The sequence below is a fragment of the Enterobacter adelaidei genome (genome assembly GCF_041937165.1).
In the GTDB taxonomy this organism is placed as follows: Bacteria; Pseudomonadota; Gammaproteobacteria; order Enterobacterales; family Enterobacteriaceae; genus Enterobacter; species Enterobacter adelaidei.
Genome location: NZ_CP154353.1, coordinates 691,849 through 708,324, shown reverse-complemented (window position 1 = coordinate 708,324; position 16,476 = coordinate 691,849). Strand labels below are relative to the sequence as shown.

Annotated in this window: 15 protein-coding genes and 1 riboswitch; of the genes, 11 read left to right on the top strand and 4 right to left on the bottom strand. The window is 55.5% G+C overall.

Annotated elements, in window-relative coordinates; translation table 11 throughout:
• Positions 1 to 2 precede the first annotated feature (2 nt).
• From leuC to AAHF05_RS03485, 4 genes are all read left to right on the top strand, one after another.
• Positions 3 to 1,403, top strand: coding sequence for a 3-isopropylmalate dehydratase large subunit (gene leuC, locus AAHF05_RS03500; protein WP_129323935.1), 1,401 nt, complete (start codon positions 3 to 5; stop codon positions 1,401 to 1,403).
• A 10-nt stretch (positions 1,404 to 1,413) separates the two neighbouring features.
• The gene (leuD, locus tag AAHF05_RS03495; protein WP_028016669.1) at positions 1,414 to 2,019 is read left to right on the top strand and encodes a 3-isopropylmalate dehydratase small subunit; all 606 of its coding nucleotides are present in this window, start codon (positions 1,414 to 1,416) and stop codon (positions 2,017 to 2,019) included.
• Positions 2,020 to 2,183: 164 nt separating this feature from the next.
• Positions 2,184 to 3,074 carry a cation diffusion facilitator family transporter gene (locus tag AAHF05_RS03490; RefSeq protein ID WP_129323936.1) on the top strand — a complete coding sequence of 297 codons (891 nt, stop codon included), beginning with the start codon at positions 2,184 to 2,186 and terminating at the stop codon, positions 3,072 to 3,074.
• 111 nt (positions 3,075 to 3,185) lie between these two features.
• On the top strand, positions 3,186 to 3,767 hold the full coding sequence (locus AAHF05_RS03485; protein ID WP_129323937.1) for a cytochrome b/b6 domain-containing protein: 582 nt from the start codon (positions 3,186 to 3,188) through the stop codon (positions 3,765 to 3,767).
• Positions 3,768 to 3,813: 46 nt separating this feature from the next.
• Here the strand turns inward: AAHF05_RS03485 and AAHF05_RS03480 are convergent, their stop codons facing one another.
• Together AAHF05_RS03480 and sgrT are read right to left on the bottom strand one after the other, a co-directional pair.
• Positions 3,814 to 4,992 carry a sugar efflux transporter gene (locus AAHF05_RS03480; protein WP_129323938.1) on the bottom strand — a complete coding sequence of 393 codons (1,179 nt, stop codon included), beginning with the start codon at positions 4,990 to 4,992 and terminating at the stop codon, positions 3,814 to 3,816.
• A gap of 120 nt (positions 4,993 to 5,112) precedes the next feature.
• A complete protein-coding gene (gene sgrT / locus AAHF05_RS03475) occupies positions 5,113 to 5,265 on the bottom strand; it encodes a glucose uptake inhibitor SgrT (protein ID WP_032666766.1) in 153 nt (50 codons plus the stop codon).
• A gap of 88 nt (positions 5,266 to 5,353) precedes the next feature.
• On the opposite strand from sgrT, the gene sgrR reads away from it, so the two are divergent.
• The 4 genes from sgrR to thiQ all read left to right on the top strand — a co-directional run bounded on the left by sgrR (position 5,354) and on the right by thiQ (position 10,426).
• Positions 5,354 to 7,009: an HTH-type transcriptional regulator SgrR gene (sgrR, locus tag AAHF05_RS03470; protein WP_128348243.1), complete on the top strand. Its 1,656-nt coding sequence runs from the start codon at positions 5,354 to 5,356 to the stop codon at positions 7,007 to 7,009.
• Between the two features lie 36 nt (positions 7,010 to 7,045).
• Positions 7,046 to 7,146: riboswitch (TPP riboswitch) on the top strand.
• Between the two features lie 31 nt (positions 7,147 to 7,177).
• Positions 7,178 to 8,161: a thiamine ABC transporter substrate binding subunit gene (thiB, locus tag AAHF05_RS03465; RefSeq protein ID WP_108089558.1), complete on the top strand. Its 984-nt coding sequence runs from the start codon at positions 7,178 to 7,180 to the stop codon at positions 8,159 to 8,161.
• Entirely contained in the window at positions 8,137 to 9,747 is a 1,611-nt protein-coding gene (gene thiP, locus AAHF05_RS03460) for a thiamine/thiamine pyrophosphate ABC transporter permease ThiP (RefSeq protein WP_129323939.1), read from the top strand. Before thiB ends, thiP begins: the two co-directional genes overlap by 25 nt.
• Positions 9,731 to 10,426: a thiamine ABC transporter ATP-binding protein ThiQ gene (gene thiQ, locus AAHF05_RS03455; protein ID WP_129323940.1), complete on the top strand. Its 696-nt coding sequence runs from the start codon at positions 9,731 to 9,733 to the stop codon at positions 10,424 to 10,426. Before thiP ends, thiQ begins: the two co-directional genes overlap by 17 nt.
• Here the strand turns inward: thiQ and AAHF05_RS03450 are convergent.
• Together AAHF05_RS03450 and araC are read right to left on the bottom strand one after the other, a co-directional pair.
• On the bottom strand, positions 10,423 to 11,190 hold the full coding sequence (locus tag AAHF05_RS03450) for a DedA family protein (protein WP_028016661.1): 768 nt from the start codon (positions 11,188 to 11,190) through the stop codon (positions 10,423 to 10,425). The two genes, thiQ and AAHF05_RS03450, sit on opposite strands and share 4 nt — an antisense overlap.
• Positions 11,191 to 11,318: 128 nt before the next feature.
• Complete coding sequence (gene araC, locus AAHF05_RS03445; protein ID WP_108089555.1) at positions 11,319 to 12,164, bottom strand: arabinose operon transcriptional regulator AraC; 846 nt, start codon at positions 12,162 to 12,164, stop codon at positions 11,319 to 11,321.
• A 337-nt stretch (positions 12,165 to 12,501) separates the two neighbouring features.
• Between araC and araB the strand changes: the two genes are divergently transcribed.
• From araB to araD, 3 genes are read left to right on the top strand one after another with little or no spacing between them, the layout of a single operon-like run.
• On the top strand, positions 12,502 to 14,211 hold the full coding sequence (gene araB, locus AAHF05_RS03440; protein ID WP_129323941.1) for a ribulokinase: 1,710 nt from the start codon (positions 12,502 to 12,504) through the stop codon (positions 14,209 to 14,211).
• Positions 14,212 to 14,221: 10 nt separating this feature from the next.
• A complete protein-coding gene (gene araA, locus AAHF05_RS03435) occupies positions 14,222 to 15,724 on the top strand; it encodes an L-arabinose isomerase (protein WP_129323942.1) in 1,503 nt (500 codons plus the stop codon).
• Positions 15,725 to 15,776: 52 nt separating this feature from the next.
• Positions 15,777 to 16,472, top strand: coding sequence for an L-ribulose-5-phosphate 4-epimerase (gene araD / locus AAHF05_RS03430; RefSeq protein WP_129323943.1), 696 nt, complete (start codon positions 15,777 to 15,779; stop codon positions 16,470 to 16,472).
• Positions 16,473 to 16,476: the final 4 nt, after the last annotated feature.

Sequence of the window (16,476 nt, the reverse complement as noted above, 5' to 3'; positions counted from 1 at the left end):
TCATGGCGAAGACCTTATATGAAAAGTTGTTTGATGCGCACGTTGTTTACGAAGCACCAAACGAAACCCCGCTGCTGTACATCGACCGTCATCTGGTGCACGAAGTGACCTCTCCTCAGGCATTCGATGGGCTGCGCGCGCACAAGCGTCCGGTGCGTCAGCCGGGTAAAACCTTCGCGACCATGGATCACAACGTCTCCACGCAGACCAAAGACATCAACGCGTCAGGTGAGATGGCACGTATCCAGATGCAGGAATTGATTAAGAACTGCAACGAGTTTGGCGTTGAACTGTACGATCTGAACCACCCGTACCAGGGCATCGTCCACGTAATGGGCCCTGAGCAAGGGATTACCCTACCGGGGATGACCATCGTCTGCGGTGACTCCCATACCGCGACCCACGGCGCGTTCGGCGCACTGGCCTTCGGTATTGGTACCTCTGAAGTTGAACACGTGCTGGCCACGCAGACCCTGAAGCAGGGTCGTGCCAAAACCATGAAGATTGAAGTGAAGGGTAAAGCCGCTCCGGGTATCACGGCAAAAGACATCGTGCTGGCGATTATTGGCAAAACCGGTAGTGCAGGCGGCACCGGTCATGTAGTGGAATTCTGCGGCGAGGCCATTCAGGCGCTGAGCATGGAAGGCCGTATGACCCTGTGCAATATGGCCATTGAGATGGGTGCCAAAGCCGGTCTGGTTGCGCCAGACGAAACCACCTTCAGCTATGTGAAGGGTCGTCTGCATGCCCCGAAAGGAGATAATTTTGACGAAGCCGTCGCGTACTGGAAAACCCTGAAAACTGACGACGGGGCAACCTTTGATACGGTTGTCACGCTGCAGGCAGAGGAGATTGCGCCTCAGGTGACCTGGGGAACCAACCCGGGCCAGGTGATTTCTGTCAACGACAGCATTCCCGATCCGGCCTCTTTCGCTGACCCGGTCGAGCGCGCCAGTGCGGAAAAAGCGCTGGCTTACATGGGGCTGAAACCTGGCGTTCCGTTGACCGACGTAACCATTGATAAAGTATTTATTGGCTCCTGCACCAACTCCCGTATCGAAGACTTGCGCGCTGCCGCCGAGATTGCCAAAGGTCGTAAAGTGGCACCTGGCGTACAGGCACTGGTGGTTCCGGGTTCAGGCCCGGTAAAAGCCCAGGCCGAAGCCGAAGGTCTGGATAAGATCTTTATCGAAGCAGGTTTCGAGTGGCGCCTGCCGGGTTGCTCCATGTGTCTGGCCATGAACAATGACCGCCTGAATCCAGGCGAGCGCTGTGCCTCCACCAGCAACCGTAACTTTGAAGGCCGTCAGGGCCGTGGTGGGCGTACCCATCTGGTCAGCCCGGCAATGGCCGCCGCTGCGGCAGTCACCGGCCATTTCGCCGACATTCGCAGCCTGAAATAAGGAGACAATCATGGCAGAGAAATTTACCCAACATACGGGCCTGGTTGTCCCTCTGGACGCCGCTAACGTCGATACCGACGCGATCATTCCTAAGCAGTTTTTGCAGAAGGTCACCCGCACTGGATTTGGCGCCCATCTGTTTAACGACTGGCGTTTCCTGGATGACAAAGGCGAAGTCCCTAACCCGGAATTCGTTCTGAACTTCCCGGAATATAAAGGCGCATCGATCCTGCTGGCACGGGAAAACTTTGGCTGTGGCTCATCACGTGAGCACGCTCCGTGGGCTCTGACCGACTACGGGTTTAAAGTGGTTATCGCCCCAAGTTTCGCGGATATCTTTTACGGCAACAGTTTCAACAACCAGCTTTTGCCGGTCACACTGAAGGACGAGCAGGTCGACGAGTTATTCGCTCTGGTTCAGGCAAATCCAGGTATTTCGTTTGAGGTGGATCTGGAAGCAGAAGTCGTGAAAGCCGGGGATAAGACCTACAGCTTCAGCATTGATGCGTTCCGTCGTCACTGCATGCTGAACGGTCTCGACAGCATTGGTTTAACACTCCAGCACGAAGCGGCAATTGCAACTTACGAACACAAACAGCCTGCGTTTATGAAGTAAACCTCTGGCCTGCAGTTTATTCTGCAGGCCTCGCTTTATTCCCTTACCCACCACTCCTGACACGCCGTTTTCGAAAAAATATCCGCTAATGACATTATATTTAATGTCAATTTAATAATGCCTGCGCAAGATAATCTAAAAGTTGGCTTACAGCGGAAATCTAAATGGAAAAGCAAAATAGCAATAAGTCTCACCTCCGTTCTCAAGAAATACATAAATGCACATTAGTTAGCGTAGTAGTAAATATATTACTTACTGGTTTTCAAATCGTTGTAGGACTATTTTCCGGCTCGCAAGGGTTAATTGCTGATGGGATTCATTCTCTTTCCGATTTATCTTCTGATTTTGTCGTTCTGATTGCGAACAAGAAAAGCCAGAAAGCCTCAGATATCGATCATCATTACGGTCACCTTCGCTTCGAAAACGGAGCAAAGCTCATTATTGGTGCTATTTTGCTGCTTGTGGGCATTGGAATGCTCTGGTCGGCGGACAATAAACTGCTCAACCCTGAGACGCATCAGATAGTGAAAGGAGCCGCGCTATGGGTAGCGATACTGGCTTTAGTGGTTAAGGAAAGTCTGTTCAGATACATGCTTGCAACGGGAAAACGCATCCAGTCCTCGCTACTGATAGCTAATGCCTGGCATGCCCGTTCTGACGCGGCTTCATCCGTGGTTGTCGCCATCGGTATAGCCGGGAATTTAATGGGCTTTCACTCTATGGACCTGGTTGCAGCCCTGATTGTCGGGATGTTCATCGCTCATATGGGATACAAATTCTCTGCTGACGCCCTGCATGATCTGATGGATCGTTCGCTTGAACCTGACCTTGAGCGCGACATCAAAACGTGTTTGCTCGAAACCGAAGGTGTCGCGGGGATCCATGACTTAAAAACCCGTAAGATGGGCGACTTAGCCCTTGTCGATGTTCATCTTGAAGTCGACGGAGAATTAAGCGTAAAAGAAGGACATGAAATTGCCGTAAAGGCCAGAAACAACGTGATGCAAAAATTTAATGTGCTTAATGTTATGACGCATATTGATCCGGCACACTAAAATAGTGTGGATGATTACGGTGTGATGCATTTTATTTATCGTTAAGGTTTCGTTAATTAATCTGCGTCACACTCCATCGCATCAGCTCTCTCATCATTGAGGTAAAAAGCGATGAATCCAACAATACGCGATACGCTTCCCCATAAAGAAACCCCTTTTCTTCGCATACTGCACATTCTTGTTGCAGTACTGGTGCTGGCCCAGATTATTAATTCCAACTTTACTGAAAGCGAAGCACTTGGTGAATCGGGTCTGAACGCGATTGTCACCTGGGTTCATGTTATTTCAGGCTTTGGTTTAATTTTTTGCGGTATTGCCATGATGACATGGATGTTAACCCAGCGCGGATTTAAGTATTACTTCGCGTGGCTGGCACTGGACTTCAGCGGAATCGTTGATGATATTCGCACTCTCTTGCAACGTCAGCTTCCTGATGCTCACGCTGGCGGTATGGCAGCAACAGTGCAAGGTTTAGGGGTTCTGGCACTGCTGGGCGTCGCACTCTGCGGCGCTGTCTGGTTCGTGCTGAACGCCACGCTCGGACCGGTTTCATCCGTCACGGAATCCGTCTTAGATTTGCATAAATTCCTGACGGTCATTATTGAGACCTACTTCTGGGCACACGGATTTATGGGTCTCGTGCATATGTACCTGACTTTACGCGCACAGCGTAAATATCAGTATTCGGAATAGAAAGGTTTGCGGAGCCCGGAGACCCGGGCTCCGCTCATTCATCCGATCACACATCTTTTACGCGGCAGGTCAGCCCAAGCGTAACCAACGAAATCGCCGCAATCATCCAGTAGACCGACGCATGTCCATAGCTTTGCGACAGCGCCCCCTGAATCACCCCCGCCAGAATCACCCCGGTGGAAATACTGTTGGTAAAAAGCGTGGTCGCCGAGCCCGCACGGCCAGGCATTAAATCCTGGAACCAGAGCATGCCTATTCCGGCGATAATCCCAATAAACACAGCGTTAAATAGCTGCAGCGCCAGCAGTGCCTCCCGCGAGTGGAAGAAGATCAGCCCCACGTAGAACATCACCCCGGCAGCCACCGCAATGACCATCATCCTGCGTTTACCAAAACGCTTCACGTAATACCCGGCCAGAATCATGGCCGGAATTTCCAGCCCGGCCGCAGTTCCCATTAAGATCCCCGCGAGCTTATCCGGCAACCCCAGGGAGCTGCTGATCCACAGCGGCATGTCGATGATATACATCGTGTTGCAGGTCCACATCAGCGTGGAGGCGATAAACAGCATGCGGACATTTTTGTCCTGCCAGCCGCTCACCTGAATAATGGGTTTGTCCGTTGTCTGCTCGACGCGCGCCACAGACGGCAGCGCGAAAGCAATCAACACCAGGCTTATCGCAAAAATGCCTGCCGCAATGGAGAACATGGCGGTAAAGCCGTAATTCAATGCCAGCATGAAGGCCAGAGGCGGGCCAATAACCCACGCCAGGGAAAGCTGAGCACGCATCACCGAACTGAACATCACCACTTCCCGCGCGGAATTGTCAGCATACTCACGCGCCAGTGCGAAAAGCTGCGGCATGGCGGTATTGGCCAGTGACGCCAGCAGCACGCCGCAGGTGATGAGCGTCAGATAATGACGATTAAAGGCAAAGAGTAACGCATTGCCAACGGCCATCGCACAGCAAAAGAGGATCAGTTTACGGCGATCGCCATGGCTGTCCGATCGTTTTGCCAGCCCCAGGCTGACCAGAATCCCGGCAATGGCGTTGACGGTATAAAACAGGCCAACCCAGAACGGCTGCGCCCCTACCTCCCGGCTGAGAAACAGACTCAGCGTCGGCGCCTGTAACGCGCCCGCAACGCCCATCATAAAGGACACCAGCATAAAAGCGGCGTAGACGCCATTCAGGCGTCGCCCCATTGTCATCAACCAGAGCATGCGCAAATCCTTGTGAAAGCGAATCGAAATTGGGTGAAAGAATAAACGAAAAAAGCCAGCAAAAACATTTTGCTGGCGGGTGATAAGCACCAATACTCAGTCACACATGATCGAGGCGAGTCAGCGAGAAGAGGTCGCTTTCGTAACGTCCCACTGCATCAGGTCTTCCAGAATTTTCAGCCGTTGCTCTGCACACTGGCGGGCCAGCCAGGACGTTCCTTTTGTCGCTGAAAAATAGTGCTGATAAAACTGACGTGCGGTAGACCTCTTCATAATTTACCTCCTCACTTCATCGGGAACTATTATTGGCTTAATATAGGGATTAATAAATTGCTGATTATTTGTCAGGAGTTCCTCTTTTATGCCTTCCGGTCGACTGCAACAACAATTTATCCGCCTCTGGCAGTGCTGTGAGGGGCAATCGAAGGAGACCACGCTGAACGAGCTGGCTGACCTGCTCAGCTGTTCTCGCCGTCATATGCGTACCCTGCTTAACACCATGCAACAGCAAGGCTGGTTGAGCTGGGAAGCAGAGGCGGGTCGCGGCAAACGCTCGCGTCTGACCTTTCTCTATACCGGGTTAGCGCTACAGCAGCAGCGTGCAGAAGATTTGCTGGAGCAGGATCGCATCGATCAGCTGGTGCAGTTGGTCGGCGACAAAGCGGCCGTACGCCAGATGCTGGTTTCACATCTCGGGCGCAGTTTTCGTCAGGGCCGACACATCCTGCGGGTGCTCTACTATCGGCCAATGAAAAATCTGTTACCCGGCACGGCGTTGCGTCGCTCTGAAACCCATATGGCCCGACAAATCTTCAGCGGCCTGACGCGCATAAATGAGGAAAATGGGGAACTGGAAGCAGATATTGCGCACCACTGGCAGCAACTTTCCCCGCTTCACTGGCGCTTTTTTTTACGCCCTGGCATCCACTTTCACCACGGCCGCGAGCTGGAGATGAGCGACGTCATTGACTCTCTTCAGCGCGCGCGCACACTTCCTCTGTATGCCCATGTATCGCGGATCCACTCCCCGACAGCATGGACCGTTGACATCGAACTGTCCGAGCCAGACCAGTGGTTGCCGTGGCTAATGGGCTATGTTCCGTCGATGATCCTGCCGCGCGAATGGGCATCTCTGCCTCATTTTGCCAGTCAGCCCGTAGGGACGGGCCCTTATGCAGTGACGCGCAATACCAGCAACCAGCTTAAAATTCGCGCCTTTGACGACTACTTTGGCTATCGCGCGCTGATCGATGAAGTCAACGTCTGGGTTCTGCCTGACATCAGCGAAGAGCTGAGCTGCGGCTTAACGCTGGAAGGGCCAACCGAGGGGGAAAAAGCGGTTGAAAGCCGTCTTGAAGAAGGCTGCTATTACCTGCTGTTTGACGCTCGCAGCCATCGTGGCGCCAGTCGCGAGGTGCGCAGGTGGGTTAGCCACGTTCTCTCTCCGGCTAACCTTATCTATCAGGCAGAAGAACAATACCAGACATACTGGTTCCCGGCATACGGCCTGCTCCCTCGCTGGCATCACGCCCGACCGGTTCACGGTGAAAAGCCTGCCGGGCTGGAGTCGATCACGTTGACCTATTACCGTGACCATGTGGAGCACCGCTTTATCGCCCGGATCATGAGCAAACTGCTGGCTGCTGAAGGCGTTCATCTCGACATTCAGGAGGTCGATTATGATGAATGGCACCGCGGAGATATCGTCAGTGATATCTGGCTGAACAGCGCCAACTTCACCCTACCGCTCGATTTCTCGCTGTTCTCTCACCTGTATGAAGTACCGCTGATCCAGCACTGCATCGAACGCGACTGGCAGCAGGATGCCGCCCGGTGGCGAGCAGGTGAGATGAACCTGGCCTCGTGGTGTCAGCAACTGCTCGCGCAGCAGGCGATTGTGCCGCTGATCCATCACTGGCTGATGATTCAGGGTCAGCGCAGTATGCGCGGCCTGCGGATGAACACCTTAGGCTGGTTTGATTTTAAATCCGCCTGGTTTGCCCCGCCGGAGCCATAACGCTTTCGCAATATTCACCAAATCATTACAATAGCGCCGTTCTCAACGGGGTGCTGCATCACTGATGTGCGCTGAGATAATACCCGTCGAACCTGATCCGGATAACGCCGGCGAAGGGATTTGAGGCTGTTGCTCAAAATCCTTTGCCACTCAACCCTGAGGTGCAAAGTGTTAAAAAAAGTTCTTCCCCTGCTGGCGCTGTTCGCGCTGCCTGCTATTGCGAAGCCCGTTCTGACGGTCTACACCTACGATTCCTTCTCTGCTGACTGGGGCCCAGGCCCGGTGGTGAAAAAAGCCTTTGAAGCTGACTGTAACTGTGAATTGAAATTCGTGGCGCTGGAAGATGGCGTCTCGCTGCTCAACCGCCTGCGTATGGAAGGGAAAAACAGTAAAGCCGATGTGGTGCTGGGGCTGGATAACAACCTGCTGGAGGCCGCCTCGCAGACCAAACTGTTTGCCAAAAGTGGCGTAGCTGCAGATGCCGTCAACGTTCCGGGCGGCTGGAAAAATGACACTTTCGTTCCGTTCGACTACGGCTACTTTGCCTTTGTTTACGACAAAAACAAGCTGAAAAACCCGCCGAAAAGCCTGAAAGAGCTGGTGGAAGGCGATCAGAAATGGCGCGTCATTTATGAAGACCCTCGCACCAGCACTCCAGGTCTGGGTCTGCTGCTGTGGATGCAGAAAGTCTATGGGGATAAAGCGCCGGAAGCATGGCAGAAACTGGCCGCCAAAACCGTCACCGTGACTAAAGGCTGGAGTGAAGCCTACGGCTTGTTCCTGAAAGGTGAAAGCGACCTGGTACTGAGTTACACCACCTCCCCGGCCTACCACATTATCGCTGAGAAAAAAGACAACTATGCCGCGGCCAATTTCGCTGAAGGTCATTACCTGCAGGTGGAAGTGGCTGCGCGTACCGCGGCCAGCAAACAGCCAGAACTTGCCGAGAAGTTCCTGAAATTTATGGTTTCACCGGCATTCCAGAATGCCATTCCGGCGGGTAACTGGATGTATCCCGTGACCAACGTAGCGCTGCCAGCAGGTTTCGAGCAACTGACCAAACCGCAAACGTCTCTGGAGTTTACGCCGCAACAGGTCGCTTCGCAGCGTGCAGCATGGGTAAGTGAATGGCAACGCGCCGTCAGCCGCTAATTCCCGGCTGGTTAATACCTGGGCTGCTCGCCGCCATGCTGATGGTGGCGGTCAGCCTGGGCGCTTTTCTTGCATTGTGGTTGAACGCGCCAGAGAGTGACCTGCTCTCCCTCTGGCACGACAGCTATCTCTGGCACGTTATCCGCTTTTCTTTCTGGCAGACGTTTCTCTCTGCCCTGCTGTCGGTGATCCCCGCCATTTTCCTTGCTCGTGCGCTTTATCGCAGGCGTTTCCCCGGCAGGCAGGCGCTGCTGCGCCTGTGCGCCATGACGCTGATCCTGCCCGTGCTGGTAGCCGTGTTTGGCATCCTGAGCGTTTATGGTCGTCAGGGCTGGCTGGCTTCACTGTTCGGCCTGCTCGGTCTGGAGTGGCATTTCTCGCCATACGGGCTTCAGGGCATCCTGCTGGCGCACGTCTTTTTCAACATGCCGATGGCGACACGGCTCTTTTTACAGGCGCTGGAAAATATCCCCGGCGAGCAGCGCCAGCTTGCGGCACAGCTGGGCATGCGCGGCTGGTCTTTCTTCCGCTTTGTTGAGTGGCCGTGGCTGCGCCGCCAAATCCCGCCAGTTGCCGCACTGATCTTCATGCTCTGCTTTGCCAGCTTTGCTACCGTGCTTTCACTGGGTGGTGGACCGCAGGCAACAACCATTGAGCTGGCAATCTATCAGGCACTGAGTTACGACTACGATCCTGGTCGGGCAGCGCTGCTGGCGATAGTTCAGATGGTGTGCTGTCTTGTACTGGTGCTGCTGAGCCAGCGTCTGAGTAAGGCCATTCCGCCGGGCAGTAACCAGATAACAGGCTGGCGCGATCCCCAGGATAGCCTGCGTAGCCGTATCACCGATATTTCGCTTATTACGCTGGCGCTGCTGCTGATGCTGCCGCCGCTGACGGCCGTTATCATCGATGGCCTGAACCTCAATCTCCTGTCCGTGTTGCAGCAGTCTGTGCTCTGGCAAGCGACCTGGACTTCACTGCGCATTGCGCTGGCCGCCGGGTTGCTGTGCGTCATACTGACCATGATGCTGCTGTGGAGCAGTCGCGAGCTTTATGCCTGCCATGCCCGTAAAGCCGGACAGGCGCTGGAGCTAACGGGTATGCTGATCCTGGCCATGCCAGGCATTGTACTGGCGACGGGATTCTTTTTACTTTTCAACAGTACCGTGGGTCTGCCGGAAAGTGCCGACGGCATTGTGATATTTACCAATGCCCTGATGGCGATCCCTTATGCTCTGAAGGTACTGGAAAACCCGATGCGCGACGTTAATAGCCGCTACGCTCTGCTGTGTCAGTCACTTGGCATTCAGGGCTGGCAACGGCTGAGAGTGGTCGAACTGCGGGCACTAAAACGCCCGCTGGCACAGGCGCTGGCTTTCGCCTGCGTGCTCTCAATCGGTGATTTTGGCGTGGTCGCGCTCTTCGGCAATGAAGATTTCCGCACGCTGCCATATTGGCTGTACCAGCAGATCGGCTCTTACCGTAGCCAGGATGGCGCCGTCACGGCACTCTTGCTGCTGCTACTCTGCTTTGCCTTATTTACCGTTATCGAAAAACTTCCGGGGCGTGATGTTAAAACTGATTGATGTAACCTGGCTCTACCAGCACCTGCCAATGCGCTTCACGCTTTCTGCCCGCCAGGGAGAGATGATTGCGGTTCTGGGCCCGAGTGGAGCAGGGAAAAGCACGTTGCTCAATCTGATAGCCGGGTTTCTGCAACCGGCAAGCGGGTCAATAATGATTGAAAACCACAATCACACCCGCACGCCCCCCGCCCGGCGTCCGGTGTCGATGCTGTTTCAGGAAAATAATCTTTTCACCCATCTGACCGTACGGCAGAACATCGCCCTGGGGATGGATCCGGGATTAAAACTGAACGATAACCAGCGGCAGAAGCTGGAGCTTATTGCCGGGCAGATGGGCATCACCGGGTTTATCGACCGTCTGCCGGGGGAGCTTTCCGGCGGCCAGCGCCAGCGTGTCGCGCTGGCGCGTTGTCTGGTACGCGAGCAGCCTGTTCTGTTGCTGGACGAGCCCTTCTCTGCGCTCGACCCGGCGCTGCGCCAGGAGATGCTGGCTCTGGTACAGGAGGTCTGCCAGCGTCAGAAGCTGACCATGTTGATGGTATCGCACAGCATTGAGGATGCCGCGAGGATTGCTCCGCGATCGGTGGTGATCGCGGAGGGTCGCATTTTATGGGATGGCGAAACGGAAGTACTGGTAAGTGGGAAAGCGAGCGCATCACAGCTTCTGGGTATTGGTTAACGGCTGACGACCTTCAATAAAATCTCGCCATACACCGGCATCAGCGGGTGGCGGATCAACGCCACCAGCGCCACTACGGCTATACCGAGCGTCAACGGAGCAAGCCACAAAAGGCGTGAGCGAGGCAGGTAGCGCGTCAGACGATCAATATTCGCTTTCGCGCTGCGCCACAGCCGCCAGCACAGCCATGCGGCGATCCACAGCAGCAGAGCGGTCGCCAGCAATAGCCACTTAAACTCACCGCTTTGCATACCATCAGGAATATCTATAGCCGCCCCCGCGAGGATCCCCGGCAGGAAGTAAAACGGCGGCCAGAAGACACAGCCGATAATATTCGGCACAACAAATTTTGTGACCGGAAGATCCAGCATCCCGGCGACCATGGGCACCAGCGGACGCGTCGGCCCGACAAAGCGTCCCACCAGGATGGTGAACATGCTGTGCTGGTGCAGCGCATGTTCGGTTTTATCCAGCAGGGCTTTGTTCTTTTTCATAAACGACCAGCGGTGCAGCGGCTTCTTAAAGCGCCAGCCCAGCCAGAAGGAGATCCAGTCGCCCAGCAGGCAGCCGATAATCCCGGCCAGCCACGCCTGCCAGAAGTTGACTTCGCCGCTGCCAATCAGCGCGCCAAGCCCGGCCATCATCACGGTGCCGGGCAGAATTAACCCGACCAGCGCCAGCGATTCCAGAAACGCCACCAGCGCAACGGCGATGAGCGAGTACATAACGGACTGGGTAATAAAGTGTTCCAGCAAAGCCTGCATAACTATTCCGGTCAGAAAACGAATCAGCGATTCTGCTTAGCGCCCCGCACCGCGTCAAGGCAACAATTGTCTGAATAGTTTACAGGTTGCTTCCACAGTTCACCTGTTTGTTTATCTTTTTTTACCGTTTATTCACAACCCGCGCGGAATTCACTGGGGCTGGCACCCGTGCATTTTTTGAACACACGAGAGAAATAAAGTTGATCTTCAAAGCCCACGTTACGCCCGACGGTGGCAATCGGCATCCGGGTGGTGCTGAGTAACAGCTTCGCCTGACTGATACGCTGGTCCTCACGCCAGCTCAGCACGCTGACGCCAAGCTGCTGGCGAAAAAGATGCGACAGCCGCGACGGAGACAGACAGACGTGCTGAGCAACGCTGGCGATATCAAACTGACTATCTGCCAGATGGTCGCTGATGTACTGGCAGGCGTCGCGCACGCGGTTATCCAGCGGAGGGTTAAGCGATTCGTTAATGGCCTCCATACGCCGCAGCAGCAGTTGTTCAAGCAGGTTAATTGCCAGCAGTTCGGCATAACGTCCTCCTGCCTGCCCCGCCTCAATGATCTGGGCAAAAAGCTCGCGAAACTGAGCCAGATGGACATCATCCGGTCGATAAAAACCGGTATGCGCAAAAATCGCCGGCCACGAAAGCCACTCCTGCCAGTAGGCGCGCGGACGGAAGTAGACCCACTGGTGATACCACTCTTTTGCATCCGGGTGACGCCCGTAGTGGTGGATCTCCCCCGGCGGGAACAACAGAATATCGCCGGGGCGGCAGACAAACTGCTGGTCACCGTTCTTGATGATCCCCTCCCCGCGCACGGTCAGGTTGAGGATATACCCTTTCATCCCGAGCGGGCGGTCAACATAAAAGTCGAGATATCCCTCAGCCTCGATAGGGGTCAGTCCCGCCACAAGGTGCGCGTTAAACGAGTATCCCGGCAGCAAAGGATCGTTTTGCGTTTCGGCCATAGATTCAGTTCTCCCAAGGGTCCTGAAGGAAACCAATTGTCCATATCATAAAAAGCAGGTTAAAAATGGCCCGCGAAAAGATCCAAAAAGCATCACGCCGCTTTTACGTCCGCCATGTTTCAGCCTTTCCCCCTGATTTCTCCGCCAGCGCAGGCAGATAACCAGTAACAAAAGTGTCTATAAGTGCGGCAGAAATGTCCACATTGAATATTTGCACGGCGTCACACTTTCCGTTGTAACAGCAATTTAGTCCATAAGATTAGCGGATCCTGCCTGACGATTTTCGCCTCCAGTCTCTAATGTTCTTCCATACCTGTTTTTTTGATGGAGCAACACCATGGCAATTGCGATTGGCCTCGATTTTGGCAGCGACTCGGTTCGCGCGCTGGCAGTGGACTGTACGTCCGGCCAGGAGATAGCAACCAGCGTTGAGTGGTACCCGCGCTGGCAAGAGGGGCGCTACTGCGACGCGCCAAATAACCAGTTCCGTCACCACCCGCGTGACTACATCGAGTCAATGGAAGCGGCAATCAAAACCGTTCTCGCTGAACTGACTGACGCTCAGCGGGCAGAGATTGTCGGGATTGGCGTCGACAGCACCGGCTCCACGCCAGCCCCTGTGGATGCGGAAGGCCGCGTGCTGGCGCTGCGCCCTGAGTTTGCGGACAACCCGAACGCCATGTTCGTGCTGTGGAAAGACCATACTGCCGTGGAAGAGGCCGAAGCGATCACCCGCTTGTGCCATCAAGCAGGTAAAACTGATTACTCGCGTTACATTGGCGGCATTTACTCCAGCGAATGGTTCTGGGCCAAGATCCTGCATGTTACCCGTGCAGACGCATCGGTTGCCCAGGCGGCCGTCTCCTGGATTGAACTGTGCGACTGGGTTCCCGCTCTGCTCTCCGGCATCACTCGCCCGCAGGATATCCGTCGCGGACGCTGCAGCGCCGGGCATAAATCCCTGTGGCACGAAAGCTGGGGCGGCCTGCCTCCGGCTGCGTTCTTCGATGAACTCGACCCGATCATCAACAAGAGCCTGACATATCCGCTGTTTACCGACACCTTCACCGCTGATATCCCTGTCGGCACGCTCTGCGAAGAGTGGGCGAAGCGTCTTGGGCTTCCGCAGAATGTGGCCATCTCCGGCGGCGCGTTTGACTGCCATATGGGCGCAGTCGGCGCAGGTGCACAACCCAATACGCTGGTGAAAGTGATCGGCACCTCGACCTGCGACATTCTGACGGCAGATAAATCCACCGTTGGCAACCGCGCGGTAAAAGGTATCTGCGGCCAGGTTGACGGTAGCGTGGTGCCAGACTTTATCGGCCTTGAAGCCGGTCAGTCTGCGTTTGGTGATATCTACGCCTGGTTTGGCCGCGTGCTGGGCTGGCCGCTGGATCAGCTGGCTGCGGCACATCCTGAACTGAAAACCCAGATAGCCGAGAGCAAAAAACAGCTCCTGCCACAGCTCACTGACGCCTGGGCAAAAAATCCGTCTCTCGATCATCTCCCGGTGGTGCTGGACTGGTTCAACGGCCGCCGTACGCCGTTTGCTAACCAGCGCCTGAAAGGGGTGATTACCGATCTCAACCTGGCAACCGATGCACCTGCGCTGTTTGGCGGTTTGATTGCCGCCACCGCGTTTGGTGCACGCGCCATTATGGAGTGCTTCACCGAACAGGGCATCGACGTGAACAACGTGATGGCGCTGGGCGGTATCGCCCGTAAAAACCCGGTGATCATGCAAGCCTGCTGCGACGTGCTGAACCGTCCGCTGCAGATTGTGGCCTCCGATCAGTGCTGCGCGCTGGGCGCGGCAATTTTCGCCGCCGTCGCCGCAGGTGTTCACGCGGATATCCCGACGGCTCAGCAGCATATGGCGAGCGCCGTCGAAAACACCCTGCAGCCGCGCGCCTCGCAGGCGCAGCGCTTTGAACAGCTTTATCAGCGCTACCAGCAATGGGCAAAAAGCGCCGAACTCCACTATCTCCCTGTCGCCGCCCCGGCCAAAAGCACCGCGGACACTACGGCAACCCTGACCCATTAAGGACACAACGATGACCATTTTTAATAATTATGAAGTGTGGTTTGTGATTGGCAGCCAGCATCTGTACGGACCGGAAGCGCTGCAGCAGGTGACGAAACACGCGGAGCATGTCGTTAACGCGCTGAATGCAGAAGCTAAACTGCCGTGCAAACTGGTGCTGAAACCGCTGGGCACCACGCCGGATGAAATCACTCACATTTGCCGGGACGCCAACTACGACGATAAATGCGCCGGGATGGTGGTGTGGCTGCACACCTTCTCGCCCGCCAAAATGTGGATCAATGGCCTGACGATCCTCAATAAACCGCTGCTGCAGTTCCATACCCAGTTCAACGCCTCCCTGCCGTGGGACAGCATCGACATGGACTTTATGAACCTGAACCAGACCGCGCACGGCGGCCGTGAGTTTGGCTTCATCGGCGCGCGTATGCGTCAGCAGCACGCCGTCGTGACTGGCCACTGGCAGGATCAGCACGCGCAAAAACGTATCGGCTCCTGGATGCGTCAGGCGGTCTCTAAGCAGGACACCCGCCACCTGAAAGTGGTGCGTTTTGGCGACAACATGCGTGAAGTTGCGGTAACCGACGGCGACAAAGTAGCCGCGCAGATCAAGTTCGGTTTCTCCGTGAATACCTGGGCCGTGGGCGACCTGGTACAGGTGGTGAATGAAATCAGCGATGGCGACGTGAGCGCGCTGGTGGATGAGTACGAAAGCAGCTACCGCCTGACCGCCGCCGCGCAGATCCACGGCGACAAGCGCCAGAACGTGCTGGACGCGGCGCGCATTGAGCTGGGCATGAAGCGTTTCCTGGAACAGGGCGGCTTCCACGCTTTCACCACCACGTTTGAAGATCTCCACGGTCTGAAACAACTGCCAGGCCTGGCAGTACAACGTCTGATGCAGCAGGGCTACGGCTTTGCGGGCGAAGGCGACTGGAAAACTGCCGCTCTGCTTCGCATCATGAAAGTGATGTCGACCGGTCTGCAGGGCGGCACCTCCTTTATGGAGGATTACACCTACCACTTCGAGAACGGCAACGACCTGGTGCTCGGCTCGCACATGCTGGAAGTGTGCCCTTCTATCGCCGTCGAAGAGAAACCGATCCTCGACGTGCAATACCTTGGTATCGGCGGCAAAGCCGATCCGGCGCGTCTGATCTTCAACACGCGTACTGGCCCGGCTATCAACGCCAGCCTGATCGATCTGGGCGATCGTTTCCGCCTGCTGGTCAACTGCGTCGACGCGGTTGAAACGCCGCACTCCCTGCCTAAACTGCCGGTCGCCAACGCCCTGTGGAAAGCACAGCCTGACCTGCCAACCGCTTCAGAGGCCTGGATCCTGGCCGGCGGTGCGCACCACACGGTCTTCAGCCACGCACTGGATCTCAATGACATGCGTCAGTTTGCCGAACTGCACGATATCGAGCTGACCGTGATTGATAACGATACCCGCCTGCCAGCCTTCAAAGACGCGCTGCGCTGGAACGAAGTCTATTACGGTTCAAAACGTTAACAGGGGAATCTTTGGCCTGCCGCAGGGCGGGCCTCTTTTCCTGGAGGATTGCATGCTAGAAGAACTCAAACGTCAGGTACTCGAAGCCAACCTGGCGCTGCCGAAACACAATCTCGTCACCCTGACCTGGGGTAACGTTAGCGCCGTTGATCGGGAAAAAGGCGTGTTTGTGATCAAGCCTTCCGGCGTCGATTACAGCGTAATGACGGCGGAAGATATGGTCGTGGTCAGTATCGCCACGGGCGAAGTAGTGGAAGGAACGAAAAAGCCCTCCTCTGATACGCCAACTCACCGTCTGCTGTACCAGTCATTCCCGACGGTCGGCGGCATTGTCCACACCCATTCACGCCATGCGACCATCTGGGCGCAGGCTGGCCAGTCCATCCCGGCAACTGGCACCACGCACGCGGACTACTTTTACGGCACCATTCCCTGCACCCGTTTAATGACCGATGCAGAGATCAACGGTGAATATGAGTGGGAAACCGGCAACGTGATTGTCGAAACCTTTGAAAAGCAGGGAATCGACGCGGCTCAGATGCCGGGGGTTCTGGTGCACTCCCACGGCCCGTTTGCCTGGGGGAAAAACGCGGAAGATGCAGTGCATAACGCGATAGTGCTCGAAGAAATTGCCTATATGGGGATCTTCTGTCGCCAGCTGGCGCCGCAGCTACCGGATATGCAGCAAACCCTGCTGGATAAACATTATCTGCGCAAGCACGGTGCGAAATCCTATTACGGGCAATAAACTG